This window comes from Falsiroseomonas sp., assembly GCF_051859025.1.
Taxonomy (GTDB): domain Bacteria; phylum Pseudomonadota; class Alphaproteobacteria; order Acetobacterales; family Acetobacteraceae; genus Falsiroseomonas.
Genome location: NZ_JBHYGL010000034.1, coordinates 205,787 through 220,507, shown reverse-complemented (window position 1 = coordinate 220,507; position 14,721 = coordinate 205,787). Strand labels below are relative to the sequence as shown.

Sequence of the window (14,721 nt, the reverse complement as noted above, 5' to 3'; positions counted from 1 at the left end):
GCGCGGCCTGCCTTATCGGATCTCGGCGACCAGGGCGGCGAAGCGGTCGAAGGCCATGTTCCCGGGGACGGACCGCGTGCCGAAGACGAAGGTCGGCGTGGAGTTCACGTTGTGCTGCTGCTGGCCGGCCACGCGCTGTTCCAGGATGCCGCGGGCCAGGGCCTGGTCGCCGATCGCCGCGTCGAACTGGGCGCGGGACATGCCGGCCACGGCCGCGATCTTGAACAACTCCTCCTGCGGGTTGGCGCCGCGGGCGAAGGCCCAGCGGTCCTGCTGCTGGAACAGGGTGGCGACGAAAGGCTCATAGCGTTCGGCCGGCAGGCTGCGGGCGACCTGGGCGGCGGCGAGCCCCACCGCATCCAGCGGGAAGTCGCGGAAGACGATGCGGACGCGGCCGGTATCCACCAGTTCGCGCTTCACGCGGGGCATGGTGTCCTTGTGGAAGGACGCGCAATGGCCGCAGGTGAGGGAGAAGTATTCGATGACGGTGGGCGCGCCGGCACGGCCGATGCTGCGTTCCGTCATCCGGGGGTCGTCGGCGGCCAGCGGCGCCGGGGCTGCGGGGGCCTGGGCCAGGGCGGCACGGGCGCCAAGGAGCGGGGCGGCGGCGGCGAGGGCGAGGAGCGAACGGCGGTCGGTCATCCGGGCAGACTCCGATTTCGGCCTCCTCCGGACAAAGCCGAAGGGGGCGGGAGGCCGGGAAGCGCCCGGCCAGTCACCGCTTCCGATAGACGCCAAGCGCCAGCTTTGCCAGTGCATCCCGCAACTCGCCCTCCGGCATCGAGGCGATGCGGGCTTCGAGCTCCGGGGGAAGGGCCACCGGCTTGGGCTTCGGCCGGGCGGGGGCGGCGCCCGGCGGGGCCTGCTGGACGAATCGCAGGCGTTCCACCGCCGCGCGGCCGAGATGGGCGTTGATGCGGCCGATGAGCTCGGGCGCCAGATGCTGCAATTCCATGGCGACCGGCCCGGCGCAGCCGAGCGTCAGGGTGCCGGCGGAAAGGCGCAGCGGCTGGGTGACGGCGGAGAGCGCGGGGCCGACCACATCGGGCCAATCGGCCATCAACTGGGCGCCGGCGGGGCTGCGCTTGCGGAAGGCGGGGCGGGTGAGGCGCGCGATCATGCCACCCACGGGCAGGGGCCCTGTCGAGAATCGGCGGTCGTCCCCATCCTTCGCCATGCATGACCCCTTCTTCTGATCCCACCCTTCTGCTGGCCTGGTACGACCGGCACAAGCGCAGCCTGCCCTGGCGGATGCCGTCGGGCCCCCTGGGCGGCAAACCTGATCCTTACCGCGTCTGGCTGTCGGAGGTCATGCTCCAGCAGACCACGGTCGCGACGGTCGGCCCCCGCTATGCCCGGTTCCTGGCCCGCTTCCCGGATGTGGGGCGGCTAGCCGCCGCATCCTGGGAGGAGGTGGCGGAGGAATGGGCGGGACTCGGCTATTACGCCCGGGCGCGGAACCTGCATGCGGGGGCGAGGGCGCTGGCGGCGGGGGGGTTCCCGACCACGGTCGAGGAACTGAGGAAAATTCCGGGAATCGGTGCCTACACGGCGGCGGCGGTGGCGGCGATCGCCTTCGGCCGGCCGGTGGTGCCGGCGGATGGGAATGTGGAGCGCGTGACAGCCCGCATCCATGCGGTGGACCAGCCCCTGCCGGCGGCCAAGGCACGGCTGGCGATGCTCGCCCAGGGATGGATGGAAAACGCCGCCGCCCGCGCCCGGCCGGGGGATTTCGCGCAGGCATTGTTCGATCTGGGCGCCACGGTCTGCACGCCCCGCAACCCCGCCTGCGCCATCTGCCCCTGGCGGGATTGCTGCGTGGCCCGGCAGGCGGGGATCCAGGCCAGCCTGCCGCGCAAGACCGCGAAGAAGCCACGGCCCACCCGCTTCGGGGTGCATTTCCTGCTGTCCGATGCCGCCGGGCGGCTGCTGCTGCGGCGGCGGCCCGAATCCGGGCTGCTCGGCGGGATGCTGGAGGTGCCGGGGACGCCCTGGCGGGAGGAAGCCTGGGGGGCTGCCGAGGCCGCTTCCCACGCGCCGGTGGCGGGCATCGCCTGGCAGCCCCTGAACGGGGAGGCCGCGCATGGCTTCACCCATTTCGAGCTGCGCATGGCGCTGTGGCGGGCCGAGGCGCCGAAGGGCCTGGCGCTGGAGGGGTTTTCCTGGTGGGACGCCGCCGCCGCGCGGGCCGCGATGCCCACCGCCATGAAGCGGCTGCTGGACCTGGCGGGGGCCTGAAACCGGGGCGATGGCAGGGCGTTCCTGGTGGCGCGCGCGTCACGAATCCTTCATCCCGGCCATGCTGCACCGCAGCCATCGCCTTGACACTGCTAACCCCACATCGTAGGGAGCGCGCGCCTTCCGGGCGGGGCACCGCGGGGGAGAGCAGGCGTGAAGAAACCAGACGGCTTCGAGGATCGGCTCCGGCAGGCCCGGTCGCGGCAAGGGATGGATCCCGAGCCCGGCACATCGGGAACCCTGCCGCCGGGCAGCACCTGGGGCATCGGGTTTCGGGCGGGGGTCGAGGTTGTCTCGGCACTTGTCGTCGGCGTGGCGGCTGGCTGGTTCCTGGACCGCTGGCTTGGCACCTGGCCGTGGCTCTTCCTTCTGTTCTTCGTCTTCGGCAGCGTCGCGGGTGTCCTGAACGTCTATCGGCTGTTCAAGCCACGCGATGCGGCACGGCAATAGGCCCGGGGGGTTCATCCCCGGCGGGCTGGTTAGGGATCGAGGCTGCCGCTGATGCGGCGACCGGGGGAATCGAGAGTGGCCGCCGAAGGTAAGACGATCGACGCGCTGAGCCAGTTCGAGCTCGCGACCGTGCTGGGCCCGATCGGCTCCTCGGTCGGGTTCTCGCAGTCCAATGCGTATATGCTGCTGGCGGCAGGGCTGATCACGGCGCTGATCATGTTCGGCATGTCCGCCCGCGCGGTGGTTCCGGGCCGGCTGCAGAGCCTGGCCGAAAGCTCCTACGAATTCGTGCATGGCCTGGTGCTGGGGCAGGTCGGGGATGAGGGGAAGCGCTTCTTCCCCTTCGTCTTCACGCTGTTCATGTTCGTGCTGTTCGGCAACCTGCTGGGCCTGCTGCCCTATTCCTTCACCTTCACGAGCCACATCGCGGTGACCTTCGCGCTGGCGGCGATCGTGTTCGTCCTCATCACGGCCGTGGCGCTGACGCTGCATGGCCGGAAGTTCTTCGGATACTTCTTCCCGGAAGGCGCGCCGATCTGGCTGGCGCCGATCATCATCCCGGTCGAGATCGTGTCCTACCTCTCGCGCCCGGTCAGCCTGTCCATCCGACTGTTCGCCAACATGGTCGCCGGCCACGTGATGCTGAAGGTGTTCGCCACCTTCATCGTCCTGCTCGGTGGCCTGGGCGCCGTCGGTCCCTTCGTGGCGGTGCTGCCGCTCGGGGTGAACATCGCGCTGGTCGGCTTCGAAGTGCTGGTGGCGTTCCTCCAGGCGTATGTCTTCGCCATCCTCACCAGCATCTACCTGCACGACGCCGTGCACCTGCACTGATCCGCAGGCCGGCGACCGTTCAGACCAATCCCACCCCCAGTTCACACAAGACGGAAGGATACACAGATGGAAGTGGCTGCCGCGAAGGCCCTCGGGGCTGGCATCGCCGTGATCGCGCTGTTCGGCGTGGGCCTCGGCATCGGCAACATCTTCTCCGCGATGATCACCAGCGTGGCCCGCAATCCTGCGGCTCGCGATGCGGTGTTCCCGATCGGCATCCTGGGCTTCGCGCTCACGGAAGCGGTCGCGCTGTTCGCGCTGCTGATCGCGTTCCTCATCCTGTTCACCTGATCCCGCCCGCCGCGGCGGGCGGGGCGAGAGCCTTCCCGCCCGTGGCCGAGGGGATCGAAGCACGCCGCCAGACTTCCGGCGGCGTGCCGGCGGACTGACCGAGGAGAGCCGATACACCATGCCGCAGCTCGAGTTCAGCAATCCGCTGATCATCGCCCAGATTGTCTGGCTGCTGATCATCTTCGGGATGCTCTACTTCGTGCTTTCCACCTACGCGCTGCCGCGCGTGGCGGAAGTGCTGGAGGATCGCCGCCGGCGGATCGAGGGTGACCTCGAAGCCGCGCATGCCGCCAAGGCGGAAGCCGATGCGGCGATCGCTGCCTATCGCGAAGCCTCGGCCAAGGCCCGGGCGGAAGCGCAGGCCGCGATCGCGGAAGCGATGGCATCGGCCCAGGCGGAAACCACCGCACGGTCCGACGCGCTGGCCGCCCGGCTGGCGAAGCAGATCGATGAGGCGGAAGCCCGCATCGGCCGTGCCCGCGACGCCGCCATGGGCGCGCTGCGCCAGGTTTCGACCGAGACGGCGGATGCGCTGCTGGTGCGGCTGACCGGCCGCAGCGACCAGGCGGCGCTGGGTGCCGCCGTGGACCGTGCGCTCGCCGCCCGCGGCCAGGGCTAAGGAGACGCGCCATGGAACATCACTACGCGCATTTCTGGCTCGACCCGAAGTTCTGGGTCGCGGTCTCCTTCGTCCTCTTCGTCCTTCTGGTCGCGAAGACCGGCTGGAAGCAGATCACCTCGCGCCTCGATGGCCGTGGTGACCGGATCCGGGCCGAGCTGGCCGAAGCCGCCCAGCTTCGCGCGGAAGCCGAGGCGATGCGCCAGCAGGCGATCGCCGACCGCGCCGCCGCGCTGGCGGAAGCCGAGGACCTGATCGCCCGCGCCCGTGCCGAGGCCGAGCGCCTGGCCCAGGCCGCGGCGGTGGAGGCCGAGACCGCCGCCAAGCGCCGCGAGCGCATGGCGATGGACCGGATCGCGGCCGCCGAGGCCGGTGCCGTGACGGAAGTTCGCAACGCCGCCGCGGAAATCGCGATCATCGCCGCGCGGGACGTGCTGGCGCAGACGGTGGACGCCCAGGCGGATGCCGCGCTGATTGACGCCGCCGTGGCGGATCTGCCGCGGGCGCTGAAGGCGGCCTGAACGCCGCTCCATCGCTGGAATGAAGAAAGGGGGCCGTGAGGCCCCCTTTTTCGTGTCGGCTTCTTGATGCCCAGGTGGCTGGGGTGCTGCCCGGGCCCCGCCTGTGCGGCGGGGCCCGGAGGCATCCTCAGACCAGTTGCCAATCCGGGCTGACGTCCAGCACCACGCCGCCGCCGCGCACGGCGTTGCCATCCATGAACCAGTTCACCACGGTGCCGCCGCCGCTGCGCCAGATCAGGTCGGCGCGGCCATCGCCGTTGACGTCGCCGAGAGCGTGGATGTTCCACGACGTCTCCACCTGGCCGACGGCACCGCCGCCGATGATGGAAGTGCCGTCCATCAGCCAGATCACGACATCGCCCGTGGTGCCGTTGCGCCAGACGATGTCCGCACGGCCATCGGCGTTGAAATCGGCCAGGCCGCGGACCTGCCAGTCCAGCCCGACCTGGGCGATGGAGCCGCCGCCGGCGACGGTGTTGCCATCCATGGCCCAGCCCACGACCTGCCCGGCCGCGCCGCGCCAGAGGATGTCCGCGCGACCATCGCCATTGAGGTCGCCGAGCGCCGCGATGGACCAGCTGGTATCGACGGTGCCGATGCTGCGCGCGGTGCTGATGCCATAGACGCCGTCGAGGCGCTGCATGCTGACGGCGCCGCTCGACATGTCCCGCCACACCAGGTCCGCGTTGCCGTCGCCGGTCAGGTCCGCCAGGCCCTGGAAGGTCGTGTTGCCGGGGCGGGCGCCCGGGACATTGGCGAGGCCGACGCTGGCGCCGTTCATGCTCCAGACCTGGATGGAACCGCCGGTGGACATCCAGACGAGGTCGGCGCGGCCGTTGCTGTCCGTCTCCGCCAGGCCGAGCAACTGCCAGTCATTGCCGACGCGCGCCACCATGCCGCCGCCGGTGATGGACAGGTTGTTCATCGTCCACAGCGCGACCGTGCCATCGGCGCCGCGCCAGGCGAGGTCCGCGAGCCCGTCGCCGTTCAGGTCCCGCGGGCGGGCGGTGTTGCCGAGCGTGATGGAGGTTCCGATGAAGTCGATCCGCTCGATGCCGCTGATGATGTCGGTGCCGTCGGAGGTGGTGGTGACGCGCCAGGACCCGTCGGCCAGCCGCGACCATTCGGCACTGGAACGGCCGACGATGAAGCGGGCGACGTCGAAGCCGGCCTCGCCCAGCAGCAGGTCGTTGCCCGTGCCGCCGGTCAGGACATCGTCGCCATCGCCGCCCCAGATGCTGTCATTGCCCGCATCGCCCCCCAGCGTGTCGTTGCCGCCGAAGCCGAAGGCGATGTCGTTGCCGCCCTGCGCGTTCTGCGCCTCGCTGAAGTTGGAGAGGCGGATTTCCGTGTCGCCGGCCATGATGGCGTTGTCGAAGGCGGTGCCGCTGCCCAGCACCAGCCAGTTGTAGAGATTGCTGCCGGAGATGAAGGCGCCGTTGATGTCGATCACTCGTTCGCCGCCGACAACCAGGCGGACATCGGTGACGATGGCGCTGCTGTTGAAGGCCGTCAGGTTCAGCGAGTTGGCGCCGAAGCCCGATCCGTAGAGTTCGAGGCTCGCGGGGCGGCCGAGCAGGGTGCCCTCGATGATGAAGGTACTGGCATTGCGCGTGCGGACCGTGGGGTTCGCGATGTCATCAATGGCGCCCATCGGGTCGAAGGGCGGATTCTGGGACAGGATGAGGCGGGCCATGGTCAAGGTCCTTAACGATCGTTAACGACGTTCATGGCGAAATCAATGCTTCGCATCAAGCCCGGATGCTGGTCGCGTAGCCGGGCTCAGGTTAGGCTCAACGCAACATCATGTCGGAGAGATAACGTGAAGCGTGGTTTTCTGGCAGCCGCCTTGCTCGCGGCGACCGCTTTCGCCGCCCCGTCCGCCCAGGCCAATCTGTTCCGCTGGGCGAATGACGGAGACGTGAACTCCATGGACCCCTATGCCCGGCAGGAGACCTTCCTGCTGAGCTTCATGCAGAACGTCTATGAGCCGCTGGTGCGGCGGAACCGGCAGCTGCAGGTCGAGGCCTCGCTCGCCGAGCGCTGGGAGCAGACCGCGCCGACTGTGTGGCGCTTCCACCTCCGCCGCGGCGTCACCTTCACGGATGGCACACCCTTCACGGCGGAAGACGTCGTCTTCTCCATCGGTCGGGCCAAGGCGCAGGGGTCCAATGTCGGTGGGTCGCTCGCCAGCGTGAAGGAAGCGCGGCGGGTCGATGACCACACGGTCGATGTCGAAACCCACGCGCCGAACCCGATCTTCCTGGAGGAGATCACCGGCATCGGCATGATGTCCCGCCGCTGGGCGGAGGCGAACAACGCCACCCGCAGCGCCGACCTGACGACGGGCGCCGAGAATTTCGCGACCCGCAACGCCATGGGCACCGGCCCCTTCCGCCTGGTGTCGCGGGAGCCCGATCGCCGCACGGTGCTGGCGCCCAACCCGGGCTGGTGGGACCGGCCGGAACACAATCTGACGCGCGTCGAGTTCAACGTCATCGCCAATGACGCGACGCGCATCGCCGCCCTGCTGAGCGGGGAGGTGGACATGGTCTATACTGTGCCGCCGCAGGACACGGACCGCCTGTCCCGCACGCCGAACATCCGCGTGCACCAGCAGGCGGAGCTGCGGACGATCTACCTCGGCTTCGACCAGATGCGGCCGGAACTGCTGAAGTCCGACGTGCGCGGCCGCAACCCGTTCCAGGACCTGCGCGTGCGGCAGGCCTTCAACCACGCGATCGACCGCGCCGCCATCGTGCGGACCGTGATGCGCGGCCAGGCGCGGCCGACGGGGCTGATGATCGGCCCGGGCGTGAATGGCCACACCACGGCCGGCGACCAGGTGGCGGCCTACAACCCGGACCTCGCGCGCCGCCTGCTGGCGGAAGCGGGCTACCCGCAGGGCTTCGGCGTGACGCTGGACTGCCCGAATGACCGCTACGTGAATGACGAGGCGATCTGCACGGCCGTGGTTTCGATGCTGGCGCGCATCGGCGTGCGGGTGACGCTGAACGCCCAGACCCGCGCCCGCTACTTCGCGGAGATCCTGGGCCCGCGCTACAACACCAGCTTCTACATGCTGGGCTGGACGCCCAACACCTATGACGCCCACAACGCCTTCTTCAACCTGATGGCGTCGCGCCAGGGCGACCGCGGCCTGTTCAACGTGGGTGGCTTCAATAACGCCCGCTTCGACGAACTGGTGACGCGCATGGCGGTGGAGACCAACCCGCAGGCGCGCCAGGCGATGATCGAGGAAGCGTTGAAGATCCACACCGATGCGGTGGGGCACCTGCCGCTCCACCAGCAGACCGTGATCTGGGCGGCCAGGTCCAACATCCAGCTCCAGCAGCTGGCGGACAACTACTTCCCGCTGCGCTTCGTGCGCGTCGGCAACTGAGGGGCGCCGCCCTCCCCCGCAAGCGCGGGGGAGGGAGCGTTCTCAGCCCAGTTTGCGGTCGTAGGTGATCCACATCGTCCGCGTCGCCAGCCGGTCATAGACGCCGCGGCCGCGGTAATTGTCATCGGCCGTGATCCAGCGGATCACGGTCCAGCCGCGCTGGCGGCCTTCCTCCGCCACCGCATCGATCAGCGCATCCGCCACCCGCTGCCCGCGCGCGGCGGGGTCCACGAACAGGTCGTCGAGGAAGCCGCCGACGCTGGCGGAAAGCGGCCGCGCGAAGGGGCGGTAATGGGCGAGGCCCAGGACGGCGCGGGATTCATTCTCTGCCACCAGCGCCTTCACCTCATGTGCCGGGTCCATGATCCAGCCCCAGACGCGGCCGCGCATCTCCGGCGTCTGCGTGACCTTGTAGAAGGCGGCGTAGCCGGCATAGAGGCGTTCCCACGCCTCCCGGTGGTGCGGCGCCAGGCGGACGACGTTCACGCTGCTCATCACGCGATCTCCTGCCGGATTCGCCCGGCGGCGGCGAGGGCGACGAGGATGCCGCCCACATGCATGGACTGGCCGATGCGGCCCCCGGCCACCGCGGCCAACACTTCCTCCACCGTCATCAGCACCACGGCGATCTCCTCCGTCGGCTCCGGCGTCGCGGCGGCGACGGGGACGGCGCCGAGGCCGAGCACGATGTGCAGGCGGTTCGTCTGGATCGCGGGGTTGGCGTGGGCGGCGTAGAGGAAGCGCCATTCGGGGGCGTCATAGCCCGTCTCCTCCCGCAACTCGCGCCGCGCAGCGGCGATGGCGTCGGCATCGCCGGGGTCCATCACGCCGCCCGGCAGTTCCAGCGACCAGGCCTGCGCGCCATGGCGCCACTGGCGCACCATCACCACGCGGCCATCGGGCGTGATGGCCACGGCGCAGCACCAGTCGGCGTAGTCCAGCACGTACCAGGGCGCGATCTCCTGGCCTGATCGCGTCAGAAGCCGGTCCGCGCGCAGCTTGATCCAGCGATCCTCCACCAGCGTCTGCGACGATGTGGTGGTCCAGGGGGGCGTTTCGTCCATGCGGCACCGTGGCGCCGGGATGCGGGGGCGCGCAAGGGGCCGTAACCAGGGGCCCGCGCCTGGCGAAGCGCCTGGCATCCTCGTCATCGGAAGATCCCCGCCATGCTGCGCCGCAGCCTTTTCACCCTGGCCGCCATCCCCTTCGTCCAGCCGGCCCTCGCCATGCCGCGGGTGCGCGCGGTGAACAATGCCGGCGGCGTGGCACTGCGCGGCCATGACACGGTCGCCTGGTTCACCGAGGGCCGGCCGCGCCGCGGCCAAGCGGCCTTTCAGGCGGACCACGCCGGCGTCGCCTGGCACTTCGCCTCCGCCGCCAACCTGGCGCGGTTCGAGGCCGATCCCGCCGCCTTCGCCCCCGCCTTTGGCGGCTATTGCGCCTTCGGCGTCGCCCGCGGCTACAAGGTGGATATCGATCCGGAGGCGTGGCACATCGAGGCGGGCGTGCTCTACCTCAACTACGATCGGGGCGTGCAACGGCAATGGCGTCGCGACATTCCTGGCCATATCGCGCGGGCAGCGGCGAACTGGCCCCGCCTGGCCGAAGCGTGACATGGCCGCCGCCAGCCTCGAGGCCGGCTACACCCCCATGAGCGACGCCGCCCCCACCCGCGCGACCCAGGAAGCCCGCTGGGGTAGCCTGCTGGCCGCCGCGCAGGTCGGCGATGGGCGCGCCTATGACACGCTGCTCCGGGAGATCACGCCGCGGCTCCGCAGCCTATGCCGTGCCCGCATCCGCGATGCGGCGGAGGCCGAGGACGCCGTGCAGGATGCGCTGATGACCATCCACGCGCTGCGTCACACCTACGACCCCGAACGCCCCTTCGGCCCCTGGCTGAGCACCATCGCGACCCGCCGGGCCGTGGACCGGCTGCGGCGCCGCGGCCGGGGCGCGGGGCGCGAATCCAATATTGACGACCTGCCCGAAGGGGCGGCTTCCGTCGCGCCGGTGGCGGAGGAACGGATCGCCGCGCGCAACCTGCGCGACGCGGTGTCTGCGCTGCCGGAAAGCCAACGCACGGCGCTGCGCCTGGCGAAGCTGGAAGACCTGTCGCTGGCCGAGGCCTCCGCCCGGTCGGGCCTCAGTATCGGTGCCTTGAAGGTCGCGACCCACCGCGCGATGCAGTCGCTGCGCAAGCGCTTCGGCGTGAAGGGGGATGAGTGATGCGGACCGATGACCTGATCAGCCGGCTGTCCGCCGGGCTGACGCCGGTGCGCCGCGTGCCCCCGCCGCTGCTGGCCGCACTGGGCTGGCTGGCGATGGCGACGGCCGTGGTGGCCCTCGGCGTCGCCGTCTCCGGCTTCCGGCACGACATTGAACAGCGCCTGATGCTGATGCATGAACAGGTGAATCTGGCGGCGGCGCTGCTGACCGGCACAGCGGCCGCCATCGCCGCCTTCCACCTGGCGCTGCCGGACCGCAGCGACCGCTGGGCGCTGCTGCCGCTGCCCTTCGCGGCCTTCTGGGTCTCCGGCCTCGGCTGGGGCTGCATCCAGGAATTCGTGGACCAGGGCTTCCCGGCACTGTCCACCAGCTTCGGCTGCATGCGCTTCATCATCGGCTTCGGCATCCCGCTGACGCTCGGCATGCTGTGGATGACGCGCCACGCCGCCCCGCTGCGGCCCGGGCCCGTCGCCGCTCTGGCGGGCCTCGCCGCCGCCGCCATCGCCTCCGTCGGGCTGTCCCTGGTGCACCACCTGGACGCGGCCGCGATGGTGCTGATCTGGCACGGCGGATCGGTGGCGCTGGTGACCTTCCTGGCGAAGCGCTGGGGCGCCCGCGCGATGCGCGTAATGGGGCCTTCGTAGGGCGTCGCTGGTTGCCGCAGGGAGGGCGTTGCCCTCCCCGCACCCCACCCACCAAGGGCCAGCGGGCCCTTGGAACCCTTGAGATAAAACGGCGAAGGGGGAGGGGGCCGAAGTGCCCCCTCCCCCTTCGCCGTTATGCCCGTGGTCCAGGAGGCCGCTGCCTCCTGGCGGGGGGTGCAGGGGGGCAGCGCCCCCCTGCGAGCAATCAGAGCTACTCCGCCGCCTGCGCGTAGGCCTCGAGCGGCGCGCAGGTGCAGACCAGGTTGCGGTCGCCGTGGACATTGTCCACGCGCTTGACCGGCGGCCAGTATTTTTGCCGGGCGACGTAGGGCAGGGGGAAGGCGGCCTGCTGGCGGCTGTAGGGGTGCGCCCATTCCTCTGCCGTGACTTCGGCGGCGGTGTGGGGCGCGTTCTTCAGCGGGTTGTCGCGGGCGTCCATCCGGCCCTGTTCGATGGCGCGGATTTCAGCGCGGATCGAGACCATGGCTTCGATGAAGCGATCGAGCTCGCCCTTGGTCTCGGATTCCGTCGGTTCGACCATGAGCGTGCCGGTGACGGGCCAGGACATGGTGGGGGCGTGGAAGCCGTAGTCCTGCAGGCGCTTGGCGATATCCTCGACCGAGGCGCCGCCATTCTGCTGGAAGCCACGGCAATCCAGGATGCATTCATGCGCCACCATGCCCTGCCGGCCGCGGTAGAGCACGGGATAGTGCTCCGCCAGCTTCACCGCCATGTAGTTGGCGTTGAGGATGGCGACTTCCGTCGCGCGCTTGAGGCCTTCCGGCCCCATCATGCGGATATAGGCGTAGGAGATCGGCAGGATGGAGGCGCTGCCGAAGGGCGCGGCGCTGACCGGCCCGTGCGACGTCGCCTGCGGCCCCGCTTCCGCCAGCAGCGGATGCGAGGGCAGGTAGGGTGCGAGGTGCGCCGCGACGCCGATCGGGCCGACGCCGGGGCCGCCGCCGCCATGCGGGATGCAGAAGGTCTTGTGGAGGTTGAGGTGGCAGACATCGGCGCCGATCGCGGCCGGTGAGGTCAGGCCCACCTGCGCGTTCATGTTGGCGCCGTCCATATAGACCTGGCCGCCCTTCTCATGGATCAGGGCGCAGATTTCCCGGATCGCTTCCTCGAACACGCCATGGGTCGAGGGGTAGGTGACCATCAGCGCGGAGAGGCGTTCCGCGTGCTGGTCCGCCTTGGCGCGGAGGTCGTCGAGATCGACATTGCCGTCCCGGTCGCAGCCGACGACGACGACCTTCATCCCTGCCATCACTGCCGAGGCCGGATTCGTGCCATGCGCGGAGGACGGGATCAGGCAGACATCGCGCTGCGTATCGCCCCGCGCACGGTGATAGGCGCGGATGGCGAGCAGCCCGGCATATTCACCGGCGCTGCCGGCATTGGGCTGGAGCGAGACGGCGGCGAAGCCGGTGACGGCGCAGAGCCATCCTTCCAGCCGCTTGATCATCTCCAGGTAGCCCACCGCCTGGTCCACCGGGGCGAAGGGGTGGATGGCGCCGAAGCCGGGGAACGTCACGGGGATCATCTCCGCGGTGGCGTTCAGCTTCATCGTGCAGGACCCCAGCGGGATCATGCTGCGATTCAGCGCGACATCCTTGTCCTCAAGCTTCTTGAGGTAGCGGAGCATCGCGTGTTCGGCGTGGTGGCTGCGGAAGACTTCCGCCGTCAGGAATGCGCTGGCGCGGGTCAGCGAACCCGGGATGCCCCCTTCCGCATCCACCGCATCCAGTTTCGGCGCCGCGGTGCCGGCGGCTTCGGCGATGGCGGCGACGAGGGCGAGGAGGTCATCGCGCGTGACGGTCTCGTCCAGCGCGATGCCGATGCCCTGGTCCGCGTGGCGCGCCAGGTTGAAACCGCGCTTGAGGGCGGCGGCCATCAGCGCATCGGCCTTGCTGCCGGCTTCGATGGTGATGGTGTCGAAGAAATCGTGGTGGCGCAGCTTGAAGCCCGCGCGCTTCGCGGCACCCGCCAGCAGGCGCGCCTGCAGCGCGACGCGCTTCGCGATGCGGGCCAGCCCCTCCGGCCCGTGCCACACGGCGTACATGGAGGCCATGACGGCCAGCAGCACCTGCGCCGTGCAGATGTTGCTCGTCGCCTTCTCCCGCCGGATGTGCTGTTCGCGCGTCTGCAGCGCCAGGCGCATGGCGGGATGGCCGGCGGCATCGAGCGAGACGCCGACCAGGCGGCCCGGCATCAGGCGCTTGTGGGCGTCCTTGACGGCCATGTAGGCGGCGTGCGGGCCGCCATAGCCCATCGGCACGCCGAAGCGCTGGGTGGAGCCGATGACGACATCGGCGCCCATCTCACCGGGCGGCTTCAGTAGCACGAGGGAGAGCGGATCGGCGGCGACGATGGCGAGGCCGCCGGCGCCGTGGACCGCCGCGATCTCCCGCGTCAGGTCACGGACTTCGCCCGTGGTCCCGGGGTATTGCAGCAGCAGCGCAAACGGCTTCTTCGCCGCCGCTGTCGCCACGATCTCGGACGGCGTCGCGATGATGATCTCGAAGCCGAGCGGCTCCGCGCGCGCTTCCACCACCGCGCGGGTCTGCGGGTGGACGTCGCTGGCGATGATCAGCGTGTCCGACTTGCCCTTGGTCGCGGCATGGGCGAGCGCCATGGCTTCCGCGGCCGCCGTCGCTTCATCGAGCAGGGACGCGTTCGCGACGGGCAGCCCGGCCAGGTCCGTGACCAATGTTTGAAAATTCAGCAGCGCTTCCAGGCGGCCCTGGGCGAGTTCGGCCTGGTAGGGCGTGTAAGCGGTGTACCAGCCCGGATTCTCCAGCACGTTGCGCAGGATCACCGGCGGCGTCAGCGTGCCGTGGTAGCCCATGCCGATGAGCGACTTGATGTCGGCGCGGTTCTTCGCGGCCAGGCCACGCAGTTCCGCGATCACCTCCGCCTCCGTCGCCGGGGGCGGCAGGGGCAGCGCGGTGGTGCTGCGGATGGCGGCGGGGACGGTGCGGGCGGCGAGCACTTCAAGGCTCTCCGCGCCCACCGTCTCCAGCATCGCGGCGATCTCGGCCTCGGACGGGCCGATGTGGCGGCGGGCGAATTCGCCCTTGTCTTCCAGCGCGGTCAGGTCGGAGAGGTGGCTCATGCCAGCGTCTCCAGGAAGGCGGCGTAGGCGGCTTCGTCCATCAGGGCGGCGATGGCGGCTTCGTCCACGGCGGTCAGCTTGAAGAACCAGCCATCGCCGGTCGGGTCGCTGTTGATCAGCGCGGGATTCTCCGCGACGCCGGCATTGGATTCGACGACGCGGCCGGCGACGGGGGCATAGACGTCGGACGCCGCCTTCACGCTTTCGACGACGGCGCAGGCCTCGCCTTCCGTCACTTCGCGGCCGGCCTCGGGCAGGTCCACGAAGACGACGTCACCCAGCGCGTTCTGCGCGTGGTCGGTGATGCCGATGGTGGCGACATCGCCCTCCAGCCGCACCCATTCATGGTCCTTGGTGAAACGGATATCGGCCATCGGATG

The 14,721-nt window shown here is 70.1% G+C and carries 17 protein-coding genes; 10 read left to right on the top strand and 7 right to left on the bottom strand.

Features of this window, described 5'->3' with window-relative positions; translation table 11 throughout:
* Positions 1–12: 12 nt before the first annotated feature.
* Positions 13–642, bottom strand: a complete 630-nt coding sequence (locus ACTIE5_RS22125) for a DsbA family protein (protein ID WP_439551889.1) — start codon at positions 640–642, stop codon at positions 13–15.
* 73 nt (positions 643–715) lie between these two features.
* Positions 716–1,177, bottom strand: a complete 462-nt coding sequence (locus ACTIE5_RS22120) for a DUF721 domain-containing protein (RefSeq protein ID WP_439551888.1) — start codon at positions 1,175–1,177, stop codon at positions 716–718.
* A gap of 2 nt (positions 1,178–1,179) precedes the next feature.
* Here ACTIE5_RS22120 and ACTIE5_RS22115 point away from each other — a divergent pair, with 2 nt between their 5' ends.
* The 6 genes from ACTIE5_RS22115 to ACTIE5_RS22090 all read left to right on the top strand — a co-directional run bounded on the left by ACTIE5_RS22115 (position 1,180) and on the right by ACTIE5_RS22090 (position 4,950).
* Complete coding sequence (locus ACTIE5_RS22115) at positions 1,180–2,238, top strand: A/G-specific adenine glycosylase (RefSeq protein ID WP_439551887.1); 1,059 nt, start codon at positions 1,180–1,182, stop codon at positions 2,236–2,238.
* Positions 2,239–2,391: 153 nt separating this feature from the next.
* Positions 2,392–2,688 (top strand): AtpZ/AtpI family protein, encoded by a 297-nt coding sequence (locus ACTIE5_RS22110; protein WP_439551886.1) that lies wholly within the window; start codon positions 2,392–2,394, stop codon positions 2,686–2,688.
* Between the two features lie 51 nt (positions 2,689–2,739).
* Complete coding sequence (locus ACTIE5_RS22105) at positions 2,740–3,519, top strand: F0F1 ATP synthase subunit A (protein ID WP_439551885.1); 780 nt, start codon at positions 2,740–2,742, stop codon at positions 3,517–3,519.
* Positions 3,520–3,585: 66 nt separating this feature from the next.
* The gene (locus tag ACTIE5_RS22100; RefSeq protein WP_092955773.1) at positions 3,586–3,810 is read left to right on the top strand and encodes an ATP synthase subunit C family protein; all 225 of its coding nucleotides are present in this window, start codon (positions 3,586–3,588) and stop codon (positions 3,808–3,810) included.
* A 118-nt stretch (positions 3,811–3,928) separates the two neighbouring features.
* The gene (locus ACTIE5_RS22095) at positions 3,929–4,429 is read left to right on the top strand and encodes a F0F1 ATP synthase subunit B family protein (protein WP_439551884.1); all 501 of its coding nucleotides are present in this window, start codon (positions 3,929–3,931) and stop codon (positions 4,427–4,429) included.
* Between the two features lie 11 nt (positions 4,430–4,440).
* Complete coding sequence (locus tag ACTIE5_RS22090; RefSeq protein WP_439551883.1) at positions 4,441–4,950, top strand: F0F1 ATP synthase subunit B family protein; 510 nt, start codon at positions 4,441–4,443, stop codon at positions 4,948–4,950.
* 127 nt (positions 4,951–5,077) lie between these two features.
* Here the strand turns inward: ACTIE5_RS22090 and ACTIE5_RS22085 are convergent, their stop codons facing one another.
* A complete protein-coding gene (locus ACTIE5_RS22085; RefSeq protein WP_439551882.1) occupies positions 5,078–6,646 on the bottom strand; it encodes an FG-GAP-like repeat-containing protein in 1,569 nt (522 codons plus the stop codon).
* A gap of 126 nt (positions 6,647–6,772) precedes the next feature.
* Between ACTIE5_RS22085 and ACTIE5_RS22080 the strand changes: the two genes are divergently transcribed.
* Positions 6,773–8,353, top strand: a complete 1,581-nt coding sequence (locus ACTIE5_RS22080) for an ABC transporter substrate-binding protein (protein ID WP_439551881.1) — start codon at positions 6,773–6,775, stop codon at positions 8,351–8,353.
* Between the two features lie 42 nt (positions 8,354–8,395).
* On the opposite strand, the gene ACTIE5_RS22075 is transcribed toward ACTIE5_RS22080, so the two are convergent.
* Complete coding sequence (locus ACTIE5_RS22075; protein ID WP_439551880.1) at positions 8,396–8,848, bottom strand: GNAT family N-acetyltransferase; 453 nt, start codon at positions 8,846–8,848, stop codon at positions 8,396–8,398.
* On the bottom strand, positions 8,848–9,417 hold the full coding sequence (locus ACTIE5_RS22070) for an NUDIX hydrolase (protein ID WP_439551879.1): 570 nt from the start codon (positions 9,415–9,417) through the stop codon (positions 8,848–8,850). Before ACTIE5_RS22070 ends, ACTIE5_RS22075 begins: the two co-directional genes overlap by 1 nt.
* Before the next feature lie 102 nt (positions 9,418–9,519).
* Between ACTIE5_RS22070 and ACTIE5_RS22065 the strand changes: the two genes are divergently transcribed.
* Genes ACTIE5_RS22065 through ACTIE5_RS22055 form a run of 3 tightly spaced genes read left to right on the top strand, consistent with a single transcriptional unit; the run spans position 9,520 to position 11,223 of the window.
* On the top strand, positions 9,520–9,966 hold the full coding sequence (locus ACTIE5_RS22065) for a YHS domain-containing (seleno)protein (RefSeq protein ID WP_439551878.1): 447 nt from the start codon (positions 9,520–9,522) through the stop codon (positions 9,964–9,966).
* Between the two features lies 1 nt (position 9,967).
* Entirely contained in the window at positions 9,968–10,579 is a 612-nt protein-coding gene (locus ACTIE5_RS22060) for an RNA polymerase sigma factor (RefSeq protein WP_439551877.1), read from the top strand.
* The gene (locus ACTIE5_RS22055) at positions 10,579–11,223 is read left to right on the top strand and encodes an NrsF family protein (protein ID WP_439551876.1); all 645 of its coding nucleotides are present in this window, start codon (positions 10,579–10,581) and stop codon (positions 11,221–11,223) included. Before ACTIE5_RS22060 ends, ACTIE5_RS22055 begins: the two co-directional genes overlap by 1 nt.
* A 211-nt stretch (positions 11,224–11,434) precedes the next feature.
* On the opposite strand, the gene gcvP is transcribed toward ACTIE5_RS22055, so the two are convergent.
* Both gcvP and gcvH read right to left on the bottom strand, forming a co-directional pair.
* Positions 11,435–14,341 carry an aminomethyl-transferring glycine dehydrogenase gene (gcvP, locus tag ACTIE5_RS22050; RefSeq protein WP_439551875.1) on the bottom strand — a complete coding sequence of 969 codons (2,907 nt, stop codon included), beginning with the start codon at positions 14,339–14,341 and terminating at the stop codon, positions 11,435–11,437.
* Positions 14,338–14,715 (bottom strand): glycine cleavage system protein GcvH, encoded by a 378-nt coding sequence (gene gcvH / locus ACTIE5_RS22045; protein ID WP_439551874.1) that lies wholly within the window; start codon positions 14,713–14,715, stop codon positions 14,338–14,340. The genes gcvP and gcvH overlap by 4 nt, the downstream gene beginning before the upstream one ends.
* Positions 14,716–14,721: the final 6 nt, after the last annotated feature.

Excerpts from the sequence above, each read along its gene's own strand:
- ACTIE5_RS22125 (WP_439551889.1), bottom strand. The coding sequence starts at position 642 with ATGACCGACCGCCGTTCGCTCCTCGCCCTCGCCGCCGCCGCCCCGCTC.
- ACTIE5_RS22120 (WP_439551888.1), bottom strand. The coding sequence starts at position 1,177 with ATGGCGAAGGATGGGGACGACCGCCGATTCTCGACAGGGCCCCTGCCC.
- ACTIE5_RS22115 (WP_439551887.1), top strand. The coding sequence starts at position 1,180 with ATGACCCCTTCTTCTGATCCCACCCTTCTGCTGGCCTGGTACGACCGG.
- ACTIE5_RS22105 (WP_439551885.1), top strand. The coding sequence starts at position 2,740 with ATGCGGCGACCGGGGGAATCGAGAGTGGCCGCCGAAGGTAAGACGATC.
- ACTIE5_RS22100 (WP_092955773.1), top strand. The coding sequence starts at position 3,586 with ATGGAAGTGGCTGCCGCGAAGGCCCTCGGGGCTGGCATCGCCGTGATC.
- ACTIE5_RS22095 (WP_439551884.1), top strand. The coding sequence starts at position 3,929 with ATGCCGCAGCTCGAGTTCAGCAATCCGCTGATCATCGCCCAGATTGTC.
- ACTIE5_RS22090 (WP_439551883.1), top strand. The coding sequence starts at position 4,441 with ATGGAACATCACTACGCGCATTTCTGGCTCGACCCGAAGTTCTGGGTC.
- ACTIE5_RS22085 (WP_439551882.1), bottom strand. The coding sequence starts at position 6,646 with ATGGCCCGCCTCATCCTGTCCCAGAATCCGCCCTTCGACCCGATGGGC.
- ACTIE5_RS22075 (WP_439551880.1), bottom strand. The coding sequence starts at position 8,848 with ATGAGCAGCGTGAACGTCGTCCGCCTGGCGCCGCACCACCGGGAGGCG.
- ACTIE5_RS22070 (WP_439551879.1), bottom strand. The coding sequence starts at position 9,417 with ATGGACGAAACGCCCCCCTGGACCACCACATCGTCGCAGACGCTGGTG.
- ACTIE5_RS22065 (WP_439551878.1), top strand. The coding sequence starts at position 9,520 with ATGCTGCGCCGCAGCCTTTTCACCCTGGCCGCCATCCCCTTCGTCCAG.
- ACTIE5_RS22060 (WP_439551877.1), top strand. The coding sequence starts at position 9,968 with ATGGCCGCCGCCAGCCTCGAGGCCGGCTACACCCCCATGAGCGACGCC.
- ACTIE5_RS22055 (WP_439551876.1), top strand. The coding sequence starts at position 10,579 with ATGCGGACCGATGACCTGATCAGCCGGCTGTCCGCCGGGCTGACGCCG.
- gcvP (WP_439551875.1), bottom strand. The coding sequence starts at position 14,341 with ATGAGCCACCTCTCCGACCTGACCGCGCTGGAAGACAAGGGCGAATTC.
- gcvH (WP_439551874.1), bottom strand. The coding sequence starts at position 14,715 with ATGGCCGATATCCGTTTCACCAAGGACCATGAATGGGTGCGGCTGGAG.